The organism is Streptomyces sp. BE303 (assembly GCF_036290945.1).
GTDB lineage: Bacteria > Actinomycetota > Actinomycetes > Streptomycetales > Streptomycetaceae > Kitasatospora.
Map to the genome: position 1 here is coordinate 15,354 of NZ_JAQYWZ010000491.1, position 12,538 is coordinate 27,891.

The 12,538-nt window shown below is 74.0% G+C and carries 8 protein-coding genes and 1 pseudogene; 6 read left to right on the top strand and 3 right to left on the bottom strand.

Annotation, left to right across the window (positions count from 1 at the left end; translation table 11 throughout):
- Positions 1-130 precede the first annotated feature (130 nt).
- The gene (locus PUR56_RS10755) at positions 131-1,465 is read left to right on the top strand and encodes a hypothetical protein (RefSeq protein WP_329948711.1); all 1,335 of its coding nucleotides are present in this window, start codon (positions 131-133) and stop codon (positions 1,463-1,465) included.
- 49 nt (positions 1,466-1,514) lie between these two features.
- Here the strand turns inward: PUR56_RS10755 and PUR56_RS10760 are convergent, their stop codons facing one another.
- Positions 1,515-3,746 carry an AMP-binding protein gene (locus PUR56_RS10760; protein WP_329948712.1) on the bottom strand — a complete coding sequence of 744 codons (2,232 nt, stop codon included), beginning with the start codon at positions 3,744-3,746 and terminating at the stop codon, positions 1,515-1,517.
- A 253-nt stretch (positions 3,747-3,999) separates the two neighbouring features.
- Between PUR56_RS10760 and PUR56_RS10765 the strand changes: the two genes are divergently transcribed.
- The 5 genes from PUR56_RS10765 to PUR56_RS10785 all read left to right on the top strand — a co-directional run bounded on the left by PUR56_RS10765 (position 4,000) and on the right by PUR56_RS10785 (position 9,599).
- The gene (locus PUR56_RS10765) at positions 4,000-4,824 is read left to right on the top strand and encodes an ABC transporter ATP-binding protein (RefSeq protein ID WP_329948713.1); all 825 of its coding nucleotides are present in this window, start codon (positions 4,000-4,002) and stop codon (positions 4,822-4,824) included.
- A 368-nt stretch (positions 4,825-5,192) separates the two neighbouring features.
- Positions 5,193-6,332: an iron uptake system protein EfeO gene (efeO, locus tag PUR56_RS10770; protein ID WP_329882506.1), complete on the top strand. Its 1,140-nt coding sequence runs from the start codon at positions 5,193-5,195 to the stop codon at positions 6,330-6,332.
- 137 nt (positions 6,333-6,469) lie between these two features.
- Positions 6,470-7,810: an iron uptake transporter deferrochelatase/peroxidase subunit gene (gene efeB, locus PUR56_RS10775; protein ID WP_329882505.1), complete on the top strand. Its 1,341-nt coding sequence runs from the start codon at positions 6,470-6,472 to the stop codon at positions 7,808-7,810.
- Between the two features lie 44 nt (positions 7,811-7,854).
- Positions 7,855-8,706, top strand: coding sequence for an iron uptake transporter permease EfeU (gene efeU, locus PUR56_RS10780; RefSeq protein ID WP_329882504.1), 852 nt, complete (start codon positions 7,855-7,857; stop codon positions 8,704-8,706).
- Between the two features lie 227 nt (positions 8,707-8,933).
- The gene (locus tag PUR56_RS10785) at positions 8,934-9,599 is read left to right on the top strand and encodes an HNH endonuclease family protein (RefSeq protein ID WP_329948714.1); all 666 of its coding nucleotides are present in this window, start codon (positions 8,934-8,936) and stop codon (positions 9,597-9,599) included.
- Positions 9,600-9,764: 165 nt separating this feature from the next.
- Here the strand turns inward: PUR56_RS10785 and PUR56_RS10790 are convergent, their stop codons facing one another.
- Positions 9,765-12,323, bottom strand: coding sequence for an ABC transporter permease (locus PUR56_RS10790; RefSeq protein WP_329948715.1), 2,559 nt, complete (start codon positions 12,321-12,323; stop codon positions 9,765-9,767).
- A gap of 74 nt (positions 12,324-12,397) precedes the next feature.
- Positions 12,398-12,538: pseudogene (locus tag PUR56_RS10795) on the bottom strand (ABC transporter ATP-binding protein); the annotation flags it as partial.

The window sequence follows — 12,538 nt, forward strand, 5'->3', positions numbered from 1 at the left end:
AGTCGTGTCCTGTACTGATCAAAAATGATCGAGTACGTCCGGCCCGCGTGCACCGTCGACCACCGACGCCGGGCTCCTCGCGCTCTGAGGAACCGTCGCGGACGCCCCGCCGAGGCCGTACCCTCGCGGGATGGACGGATGGGTGGGGGCCTGGACCGGCGGACGCCGGGCCGTGCACGTGGGCAACGTGGCCGACTTCAACGCGCAGTTCCTCGACGAGCGGACGGACCCGGCGCAGCGCGAGCGGCGGCTGCGGCAGGCGCACCACTACGCCGGGATGGCGACCTGCTACAGCCCCGAGCCGGCGGCACTGGTGCTCCCGGCCGAGGTCGAACGGGACTGGATCGGCTGGCTGGCCCGGGAGTTGGCGTGGGGCCCGGTCGACCTGCACAGCGGCGTGGCACCCGGCGAAACGGTGGCCCGGGCGCTGGAACGGCGCCCGGCGCTCGCGGAACGCCTCACGCGCGGCGGCGAGCCGGTCCTCGTCTGGGGCCGGACCGCCGCGCAGGGCGAGGGGCCGGAGCTGGCGACGGTGCGCCGGTACGAGTCCAAGGCGGCCGCGCACGAGCTGTTCACGGCGCTCGCCCCCGACCATCCGGGCGTGCGGGTGCCCCGCCAGGAGCACGCGGACGGCCCGCGCCGGGCCGCGCGCCGGTTGACGATCCGGGCGGCGCGGGGTCTGACCACCGTGGTGAAGAGCCCGCACGGCGTGGGCGGGTACGGGACCGTCGTGGCCGCCCCGCAGGAGGTGTTCGCGGCCGGCGGCGCCCGGGCACTGCTCCGCCGGCTGGTCCGGGAGGAGGTGCTGCCGCCCGGCGGCGCCCTGCTGCTGGAGGAGTTCGTGGACGGCGGACCGGCCGGCTCGGACCGGCTGCGCGACCTCACCTTCGACGCCGTGATCGGCGACGACGGGCGGGTACACCCGGTGGGCACCGGGGAGATGGCCGTGGACGGCACCCGCTACCAGGGGGTGACGGTCGGCCCGGGCGTGGTGCCGCCGGGGGTGGCGGCAACCGCCGAGCGGTTCGGGCTGGCGGTGGGGGAGCGGCTGGCCGCGGCCGGCCACCGGGGCTGGTTCGACGTGGACTTCGTCACCGACCGGGACCGACGGCCCGCCCCGACCGAGGTGAACCTGCGGCTCACCGGGCCGGCCGTCGCCTTCGTCCTGCGGCAGCGGCTGGACGAGGTGCGCGGGCCCGGCCACCTGGTCCGCACGCTGGACGCGATGCCGCTGGGCGCCCGGCTCTCCCAGGAGGCGCTGTACGCGCACCTGGACCGGCTGCGCCCGCGGTGCGCCCGGCTCGGCGCGACCGTCCTGCCGTTGATCGTGACGGCCGGCCACGAGCCGGAGCCGACCGTCGGTCTGGCGCTCGCCGCGCACAGCGTCGAGGTGCTGGATGCGGCGGAGGCGCTGGTCGGCGCGGCGCACCACGCGCTGGGCCGGATGTTCGAGGCCCTGCGCTGACCCGCCGTTCGGCACGCCCCCCTCGGCGCGCCCCCTCGGTGCGCCCGTCCTACCGCCGGCCCCGCCGCTTGTCCCGGACCGGGGCGGGCGGATCCCAGAGCATGAAGCGGACCACGACGGCGGCCGAGACCATCAGCGCGACGTTGAACACGTAGACCAGCAGCGACTGCCGGGACCAGTCCGCCTTCGCGCTGGTCCGGTACATGTTGTCCTGCGGCCACCAGGAGGCCAACAGCCAGAACACCGACAGGTACGTGGCCACCGAGAGCCAGAACGGCCGCCCGAGCTCGACGAGCGCGCCGGGCCCCGCGAGCAGCCACACCACGCCCAGGCCGAACGAGCCCCACTCGAAGAGGTACAGCACCTGGAAGTAGGTGTCGTACGGGGCGGGCACCGCCGAGACGTCCGTGGAACCGGGCCAGAGCGCGTCGGTGAAGACCCAGGCCAGGACCGAGAACGCCAGCGCCACGAAGACCCCGACGCAGCCGGCCCCCCTGGCCTCGACCGTGTTGCGGGTCCGTCCGCCGCCCTTGCCGCCGCCGCCCTTCGCGCCGACGGCGCGGCGCGGCGCGGTGTGGTCGGCGGGGGCGGGCAGCGGCAGCGCGCCGTGGTCCAGCTTGCCCGCCCGGGTGCGCGGCAGCTCGGTCAGCGGCACCACGGCGGCCGGCGTTCCGTGTTCCGGCAGCCGGTCGGCGAGGTAGGAGGTGAGCGACCAGCCGTCCACGCCGGTGGCGCCCGGCTCGACGACCGCGTAGCCGACCGTCTCGCGGCGGGTGGGTGACACCTGGACCACGGTGACCACCGCCTCCCGCACGCCGGGGTGCGCGCGCAGCAGGGCCTCGGCGCGGGCCGCCGTCTCGACGCCGTGGGCCACGACGCCTGCGACGGCGGCCTCGGCGGCCAGGGTGACCGGCGCCGCGACGGGGCGGGCGAGGTCGGGCTCCCCGAGCGCGGTCGACGCGCGGGCGACGAACTCCAGGACGCCGTCCGGCCGGAGCCGGCCGTAGTCGCCGGTGAGCAGCACCCGGCCGTCCGGGTCGTACGCGACGTGGGCGTACCGCTGCGCGGTCTCGTCCGCGTGGTTGAGGTAGCCGCGGCCGAGGCCCGCACCGGCGAGTGCGATCTCGCCGAGGGTGCCCGGCGGCGCGGGGGCACGGTCGGGGCCGAGGACGTAGACCCGGACGCCGGGGAACGGCACGCCGACGAGCGAGACCTGGGCGCTCCCCGCTACGTCGCCGGGGCCCGTCGGTTCGTACCAGGTGCTGTCGACGGCGGCCTCGGCCAGCCCGTAGACGTTGATCACCCGGGTCGACGGACCGAGCAGCTGCCGCAGCATCAGGTGCTCGTCCAGCCAGAACTTGTCGGCGCCGACGGTGAGCACCCGCACGCTCGACAGCAGGCCGCCGAGCGGGCCGCCGGTCACCGCGTCGTGCACCGCGCCGACCGCGGTGTCGGACGCGACGAGGTGGGCCGTGAGCCGGCGCGCGGTGCGGACGTTCAGCTCCAGCACGGTGATCCGCTCGGAGGCCACCAGCGCGGGCAGGTCGGCGATGTCGGCGCTCCGGTCGAGGGTGTGGTTGCGCGGGGCGACCACCAGGGTGGCGCCGGAGCAGAGCGCGCGGACCCAGTCGGAGGTGAAGACGTCGAACTCCAGGCTCGCCGTGGTCAGGATCCGGTCGGCGGGGGAGAGCCCGTAGACCTCGTACCACCCGCGGTGCAGGGCCAGCAGGTTGCGGTGCTCGATCGGTATGCAGCGGGGCGCACCGGTCGTGCCCGAGGTGGTGAAGACCACCGCCGGGTCCTCCGGTCCGACCGCCACCGTGGGGGAGAGGGACGGCAGTTCGGCGATCCCGGCCGCGGCCGGGTCCACGCAGACCAGGGCGCGCGCGCCCGCGTCGGAGAGCCGCAGCCGGTGGCTCTCCTCGGTGACGACGAGTACCGGGTCGGCCTCGGCCAGGACGTGCCGAAGCAGCGGGTCGGGCGCGCTCGGTTCGAGCGGCACGTACGCGGCGCCGGTCTTCAGCACGGCGAGCAGGGCGACGTACACCTCGGTGCCGCGGCCGAACGCCACTGCGGCGCGCCGGCCCGGGGTAAGACCCCGTGCCGCCAGGTGACGGGCCAGCCGGTCGGCCCGGGCGTCGAGTTCCGCGTAGCTCAACTCCCGCCCGGCGCACCGGACGGCGACCGCGTCGGGCGTCCGCCGCGCGTGCTCCTCGAACCGTCCGTGCAGCGTCCCGGCCCGCCCTGAACCGATCCCGACCGGTACGTCCGTCCCTGTCATGAATACGCCCCTCCGCCGTGCCGATGCTGCCTCGCGGGACGGCGCAGAAGCCCTCCGCGGTTCCCCGATACTCCCGCCAACTGCCCCTCCGGAACAGGGGCGTGCGGGGTCACGCCGGTGTCCGCGGCTCGGACGGCACGGTCGTGGCGGGGCCGACGGTTGTACTCTGCACGCGGACGGTCGGCGTCGCGCCCGCCCGGTACGGCGCCGAGGCCGCGCCCCTGCCCGACACCCGCCCCCGGAGGCCCCCACCATGAGCACGCCCGATCCTTCCTTCGCCGGCCCGCTGCTGCGCACCCGTGGCGTCGACGTCGTCCGCGGGGGGCGCCACCTGCTGCGCGGGATCGATCTGGAGATCCGGGCCGGCGAGCACTGGGCGCTTCTCGGGCCCAACGGCGCCGGCAAGTCGACCCTGCTCGCCCTGCTCGGCGCGGTCTCCCACCCGACCCGGGGCGAGGTGGACGTGCTCGGTCGCCGGCTCGGCCGGGTCGACGTCCGCGAGCTGCGCGCCCACCTCGGTCACGTGAACCCGCGCCACCCGCTGCGCTCGCCGCTGACCGTGCGGGAGGTGGTGCTGACCGGCCTGACCAACACCATCGAGCCGGACCTGTACCGCAAGCCCGGTCCGGAGGAGCGGGACCGCGCCGAGCGCCTGATCGACACGCTCGGCATGACGGCGGCGGCGGAGTCCCCGTGGACGACCCTCTCCCAGGGCGAGCGCGGCCGGGCGCTGATCGCGCGTGCGCTGATGCCCAGTCCGCGCCTGCTGCTGCTGGACGAGCCGGCCACCGGGCTGGACCTGACCGCCCGTGAGCTGCTGCTGGACAGTCTGGACCTGCTGCGCCACCAGCACCCGGACCTGGCGAGCGTGCTGGTCACCCACCACCTGGAGGAGCTGCCGGAGTCGACCACGCACGCGCTGCTGCTGCGGGAGGGGGAGACGGTCGCGGCCGGCCCGGTCGACGAGGCGATGACGACCGAGCTGGTCAGCGCGACCTTCGGCCACCCGATCAGGATCAGCCGGCACGAGGGCCGCTGGACCGCGCGCGCCGCCGCCCGGCGCACACCGGTGCGCTGAGGCCGCTCCGGCACACCGCGGCGGTGGGCGCCGGGCCGGCCGGGCGCCGGGGTGGCCGGGCGCCGGGGTGGCCGGGCGCCGGGCGTGCGCCGTCGAGGGGCGCGCCCCAGCCCGCCTCGGTGCGCCCGGTGACGGAGCCGGCCGTGAGCCCCCTTGGCCGGAAACGATCGGTGTACCGACCGGTTTCCCGCAGGGCGACCGCTCTCACCTGCGGTGACGGCCTTACCTATTCTTTACCGTCCCGGGCGTAGACGGCGAAATCTGATGTACATAAGGTATGCCTAAGCTAAGTGGACGGGGGGCCTCACGTGCCGTTGCCACGTCCACGCTCAGCCCTGCCCTCATACGCCCTGCCCGCTGGAGCCCCCATGTCCGCCCGTCGTTCCACCGCAGCCACGCTGCTCACCCTCGCCGTGGCGACCGCCGCACTGGCCGGCTGCTCGCAGAAGAAGGACGACAAGGCGGGCTCCGACGCCGTCAAGGTGAACGCCACCGACACCGCCTGCGAGGTCTCGAAGACCACGTTCCCGGCCGGTCACATCGTTCTCGACATCGCCAACAAGGGGTCGAAGACCACGGAGGTCTACGTCTACGCGGCCGGTGACAAGATCGTCACCGAGCGGGAGAACATCGGCCCCGGGACCAAGGCGACCGTCAACGCCGAGATCAAGGCCGGTTCGTACGAGATCGCCTGCAAGCCGGGGATGGTCGGCGACGGCATCCGCCAGAAGATCACCGTGACCGGCGAGGGCTCGGCGGCGGCGGTCGACCCCCGTCTGACGGCGGCCGTCGACGCGTACCGCGCGTACGCCCAGGAGCAGGCGGACGCGACCGTTCCGGCCGTGGAGGCGTTCGCCGCCGCGATCAAGGGCGGCGACCTGGAGAGGGCGAAGTCGCTGTACGCCCCCTCGCGCACGGGCTGGGAGCGGACCGAGCCGGTGGCGGAGAGCTTCGGTGACGTGGACCCGAAGACCGACACCCGTGAGGACGGTCTGGAGCCGGGTCAGGAGTGGACGGGCTGGCACAAGCTGGAGAAGTCGCTCTGGGTCGACGCGGCGGTCGGCGACGCGGAGAAGAAGCTGGCGGACCAGCTGGTCGCCGACCTGAAGGACTGGCAGAAGCGGATCCCCGAGGCCGAGATCACCGCGACCGGCATGGCCAACGGCGCCAAGGAACTGCTGGACGAGGTCGCGACCGGCAAGGTGACGGGCGAGGAGGACCGCTACAGCCACACCGACCTGGCCGACTTCGCCGCGAACGTCGAGGGCGCGAAGAAGGCGTACGAGCTGCTGAAGCCGGTCGCCGCCGAGAAGGACGCGGCGCTGGCGAAGACGCTGGACTCCGAGTTCGCCGCCCTGGAGGCGCTGCTCGCCAAGTACAAGCAGGCCGACGGCTCCTACACCTCGTACGAGAAGGTCACGGAGGCCGAGCGCAAGACGTTCTCCGACGCGGTCAACGCGCTGGGCGAGCCGCTGTCGAAGCTGGCCGCCGCGGTCGTCGCCGAATAGCGCAGGGCCCGGCGGCCCGCCCGCACCGCTTCCCGGGCGGGCCGGGCCGCCGCACCGCGCACCACCTGGCCACACCGCCGTGGCGGCCCGAGCGGCCGCCACGGCGCGAGTCCCGTACAGAGAAGGGTCCGCCGCCGATGGACGCCGAGCAGGAGCAGCAGAACGGGGCGCCGGACCACGGGACGCCGTCCCCCAGGGGTGACGAGCCCGGGGCCCGGGAGCCGGGTGGTGCCGCCGGTGGCGGGTTCAGCCGCCGTGCGGTGATCGGCTGGGCCGGTGCGGGGGCCGCCCTGGGGGCGGCCGGCGTCGGCTCGGTGGCCGCCGCGACCCGCCGGGAGGAGGACGCCCCGGCGCCGGCCGCCGCAGGCGGGGACGTCGCGTTCTTCGGGGAGCACCAGTCCGGGATCGCCACCCCCGTCCAGGACCGGCTGCACTTCGCGGCCTTCGACGTCTCCGCGTCGGCGACCCGCGAGTCGTTGGTGCGGATGCTCAAGGAGTGGACCAGGGCCGCCGCGGCGATGACCGGCGGTCGCGAGGTGGGCAGCGGTGCGGCGAGCGGCCTGCCGCAGGCGCCGCCGGACGACACCGGCGAGGCGCTGGGCCTGCCGGCCTCCCGGCTGACCCTCACGGTCGGCTTCGGTCCGGGCCTGTTCGACAAGGATGGCGTGGACCGCTTCGGCCTGAAGGCGCGGCGCCCCGAGGCGCTGATCGACCTGCCCCGGTTCAAGGGCGACAACCTCGATCCGCAGCGCAGCGGCGGGGACCTCTGTGTCCAGGCCTGCGCCGACGACCCCCAGGTGGCGGTGCACGCGATCCGCAACCTGGCCCGCATCGGGATGGGGACGGTCAACATCCGCTGGTCGCAGCTGGGTTTCGGCAAGACCTCCTCCACCACGCCCGATGCGCAGACACCGCGCAACATGATGGGCTTCAAGGACGGCACCCACAACATCGCCGGCACCGACGCCGCCGCGCTGGCGCAGCACGTCTGGGTGGCGCCCGGCGAGGGGCCGGAGTGGATGACCGGCGGTTCCTACCTGGTCGCCCGGCGGATCCGGATGCACATCGAGACGTGGGACCGTACGTCGCTCAAGGAGCAGGAGGACGTCTTCGGCCGCACCAAGGGCGAGGGCGCCGCGTACGGGAAGGTCCGGGAGCACGACGCGCCGGACCTGGACGCCATGCCCGGGGACGCCCACGTACGCCTGGCGCACCCGGACTCGAACGGCGGCCACATGATCCTGCGGCGCGGGTTCTCCTTCACCGACGGGACGGACGGGCTGGGGCGGCTGGACGCGGGCCTGTTCTTCCTGGCCTACCAGCGGGACAGCCGTACGGGGTTCGTCCCGCTGCAGCAGCGCCTCGCCGCGTCGGATGCGCTGAACGAGTACATCCAGCACGTCGGTTCGGCGCACTTCGCCTGTCCGGCGGGTGTGCGCAAGCCCGGTGAGTGGTGGGGCCAGGCCCTCCTCGGCTGACCGTTCCGCCCGTCACCCCTGTACAACCTCCGGAGGAGGGTGCCGTGTTCGGCAACTATCTGATCGGCCTGCGCGAGGGTCTGGAAGCCAGCCTCGTCGTGTGCATTCTCATCGCCTACCTCGTCAAGACCGGCCGCAGGGACAAGCTCCCACCGGTGTGGGCGGGCGTCGGTGCGGCGGTCGCCCTCAGCCTGGCGTTCGGCGCGGTGCTCCAGTACGGCTCGACGCAGCTGACGTTCGAGGCGCAGGAGGCCCTCGGCGGGACGCTGTCGATCGTGGCGGTGGGTCTGGTCACCTGGATGGTGTTCTGGATGCGCCGCACCGCCCGGCACCTGAAGACGGAGCTGCACGGCAGGCTGGACGCGGCGCTCGCGATGGGCACGGCCGCCCTGGTGGTCACCGCGTTCCTGGCGGTCGGGCGGGAGGGGCTGGAGACGGCGTTGTTCATCTGGTCGGCCGTGCAGGCGACCGATGACGGCTACAACCCGGTCATCGGTGCGGCGCTGGGTCTGTCGACCGCGGTGGTCCTGGGCTGGCTGTTCTACCGGGGCGCGTTGAGGATCAACCTGGCGAGGTTCTTCACCTGGACCGGCGCGATGCTGGTGGTGGTCGCCGCCGGGGTGCTGGCCTACGGGGTGCACGACCTCCAGGAGGCCGGCTGGCTCCCCGGCCTGCGCAGCCGCGCCTTCGACATCAGCTCCGGCATCCCCAAGGACAGCTGGTACGGCACGCTCCTCAAGGGCGTGTTCAACTTCCAGCCCGACCCGACGGTCCTCCAGCTCGTGGTCTGGGCGGCCTACCTGGTCCCGACTCTGGCGATCTTCCTGAACGTCTTCGGCGGGCGCCGCACCAAGCCTGCCGCGCCGAACGCGGGAGCGGCCAACTCGGCTGTTTGAGCGAAGAGTTCAGGCCACTTGGTGGCCTCGAAGGCCCCGTCCGGCAACCCGCCGGGCGGGGCCTTCGGCGTTCCTGCGCCCGCCGGGACGGGTGTGGTGCTGACGCCCGCTCAAAAGTTCACCTCCCGGCTCTACCCGCGTATACCCCCGGGGCTGCATGCTGGTCGGCAGCCCGGGCCGCTCCGCCCGGGGGCTTTCCCCTGCCCTCGTCGACTCAGGAGTCCCCCATGTCCGCGATACCCGTGCCCCGTCCGTCCCGCCTGCCCCGCCGCGCCCCGGCCGCCGCCCTCGGCGCCCTGCTGCTCGCCCTCGTCACCCTGCTGACCGGCGCCGGCACCGCCCGGGCGGCCCTGCCGACCCCGGTCTCCGCCGCCACCGCGCGCAGCTACCTCGCCTCGATCGCGGTGTCCGCCGAGTCCCACGCCTCCACCTACGACCGGGCGCTCTTCCCGCACTGGATCACCGTCTCCGGCACCTGCAACACCCGTGAGACGGTCCTCAAGCGGGACGGCAGCAACGTCGTCACCGACTCCGCGTGCGCCTCCGTCAGCGGCACCTGGTTCTCGGTCTACGACAACGCCAGCACCACCAGCGCCTCGTCCTTCGACATCGACCACGTGGTGCCGCTCGCCGAGGCCTGGCGCTCCGGCGCCTGGGCCTGGACCACCGGCCAGCGCCAGGGCTTCGCGAACGACCTGACCCGCCCGCAGCTGATCGCGGTCTCGGCGAGCTCCAACCGCAGCAAGGGCGACCAGGACCCGGCCCACTGGCTGCCGCAGACCTCCTACCGGTGCACCTACGCCCGTGCCTGGGTGCAGGTGAAGTACTACTACGGCCTCAGCGTGGACAGCGCCGAGAAGAGCGCGCTCTCCTCGATCCTCAACGGCTGCTGAGGAAACGTTCGCTCAGCGCGGCGCACACCGGAGTCGCCGGGAACACCCCGCCCGCCACGACAGACCGCTCGTGACGGCGCCGCTCACGAGAGTGCCGCTCACGACGGCGCCGCCCGCCGGGAGGAGTCCCGGCGGGCGGCGCCGTGCGTGCGGTACCGGACGGCGCTAGTCGCTCTTGATCGCGCTCAGGATGTCCGTCCGGGCCGCCCGGCGGGCCGGCCAGAGCGCGGCCAGCAGGCCGATCACCGCGGCGGCCACCAGGAAGCCCAGGATCTGCACCGGCGGCACCACGGTGGTGATGTTCCTGAACACGTCCTTCATGGTCCGGACGCCGGCCCAGGCGGTGACGATGCCGAGCAGCACACCGACCACGCCGCCGAACAGGGCGATCATCAGGGACTCCAGCCGGACCATCCGGCCGATGCCGCGCCGGTCCAGACCGATCGCCCGCAGCATGCCGATCTCCCGGCGGCGCTCGAACACGGACATCGCCATGGTGTTCACCACGCCCAGGACCGCGATCACCACGGACATGCCCAGCAGCCCGTACATCATGCTCAGCACGGCGGAGACCATCTCGCGGTTCTCCGCCTTGATGTCCTTGTCGCCCTTGACCGCGATCAGCGGGTTGCCGCCGGTGGCGTCGCGCAGCGCCTGCTTGAGCGCGGCGTCCGGGCCGTCCGGGCCCTTGACGAGCACCTTGTCCAGCCCGGTGCCGGCGCCGGCGTGCGGGCCGACCACGCTTTCGGGGGCGATCAGCCCGGACACCACGGTGCTGTGCCCGATCAGGCCGCCGACGGTCAGGGTGGCCGGGCTGCCGTCCGGGTAGGTGCCGGTCAGGGTCGAGCCGACGGTGAGGCCGTTCCGCGCGGCGTAGTCGGCGCCGGCCAGCAGCTTGCCCTGCTTGAGCGCGTCGGCCGAACCCTCGGTGGTCTTCACGTCGACCAGCCGGTCGAAGGTGGCCGCGTCCACCGAGGTGAGCCACGAGGTGTCGTCCTCGGCGGCCTTGACGGGCACGGTGCGCATCACGCTCGTCGCGGTGAGCCCGGGGATCCGGGCGATCTGGGGGGCGACCTCGGGGGAGAGCATGGAGAAGTTCGACATGGCGACGGTGTAGTCGGCCTTGAGGTCGTTCGCGGTGGCCTCGTCGACGGCCTTGTTCACCGAGGCGCCGACCACGGTCAGCGCGGTGATCAGGGTGACGCCGATGGTGAGCGCGGAGGCGGTGGCGGCGGTGCGGCGCGGGTTGCGCACCGCGTTCTCGCGGGCCAGCTTGCCGGGCGTGCCGTAGAGCCTGCGCAGCAGCGGGGCGACCAGGGCGATCAGCGGCCGGGAGAGCAGCGGGGTGAGGACGAAGACGCCGATCATCAGCGCACCCGCGCCGAGGCCGACCAGCTTGGCCTCCTTGCCGGCCGCGCCGGCCAGCAGGCCGCCCACGCCGGCGAGGGCGAACAGCAGGCCGATCGCGTTGCGGACCACGAGGGACTTCTGGGTGGCGGGCTGCTCGACGGAGCTCATCGCGGCGACCGGGGCGATCCGCGAGGCACGGCGTGCGGGCAGCCAGGCGGCGAGCACGGTCACCGCGACGCCGACGCCGACGGAGCCGAGCACCGTGGCGGGGCCGATCACCAGCGGGCCGTCCGGCAGGTTGGCCTCGAAGGGGCCGTTGAGCAGGGCGCGCAGTCCGGTGGCGATGCCGATGCCGACGACCAGCCCGCCGAGCGAGGCGGTGAGGCCGACGAGCAGTGCCTCGGCGAGCACCGAGCGGGTGATCTGCTTGCGGCTGGCGCCGACGGCGCGCAGCAGGGCCAGTTCCCTGGTGCGCTGGGCGACCAGCATGGTGAAGGTGTTGGCGATGATGAAGATGCCGACGAAGAGCGCGATGGCGGCGAAGCCCAGCAGGACGGTGGAGAGGCCCTTGGTGCCCTCGGCGATCATCCGGTCCTGCTCGTCCGCGAGCTCGCGGCCGGTCCGGGCCTCGACGGAGTCGCTCTGCGGCACGGCCTGCTTCACGGCGGCGAGCAGCGCGGTGTCGTCGGCGCCGGGCCTGCCCCTGACGTCGATCTCGGCGAACCGGCCGGGGCTCAGGTAGAGCTGCTGGGCGGTGGCGGTGTCGAACGCGGCGAGCGATCCGCCGGAGACGACGCGCGGGTCGTTGGTGTGCAGGGTGCCGGTGAGCCGGAGCTCCATGACCGGGCCGTTGACGGCGACGCGGACGGTGTCGCCGACCTTGTAGCCGCCCTTCTCGGCGGTCCTGGCGTCCAGCGCGATCTCCTCGGCGCCGCGCGGGCCGCGTCCGTCGACCAGCGGGTAGCGGGGGTCGGTGCCGTCGGCGCCGGGCACGTAGTTGGTGCCGGTGGTGGAGAAGCCGTTGCCGATCAGTGCGCCCTTCCGGTCGGCGATGCCGGCGAAGCCGCTGACCACGCCGCGGGCCTCGGCGGCGCCGGGCAGCGCGGCGATCGCCCCGCGCGTCTCCTCGGACAGGGCCGGGCCGGCCTCGGCGCCGCCGCCGTGGTCGTACCCCTTGCTGACGGCGGAGCGGTCGCTGACGGTCACGGTGATGTCGGTGTAGCTCTTGGCGCTCTGGGAGCGGAGCGCGCTGCCGAGCGTGTCGGTGAAGACCAGGGTGCCGGCCACGAAGGCGGTGCCGAGGAGGACGGCGAGCGTCGTCATCAGCAGTCGGCCCTTGTGGGCCAGCACGGTGCGCAGTGCGGTGCGGTACATGGAGTGGTGTCAGTCCTGGAAGGTCGTGGGGACGGAGGCCGGAGCGGCGCCGGGCGGGTGGGCCGGGATCCGGCTCAGCTGGTGCGGCCCTTGGCGTCGAAGCGGCGCATGCGGTCCAGGACGGTGTCGGCGGTGGGCTGGTGGAGTTCGTCGACGATGCGGCCGTCGGCGAGGAAGACGACGCGGTCGGCGTAGGCGGCGGCGACGGGGTCGTG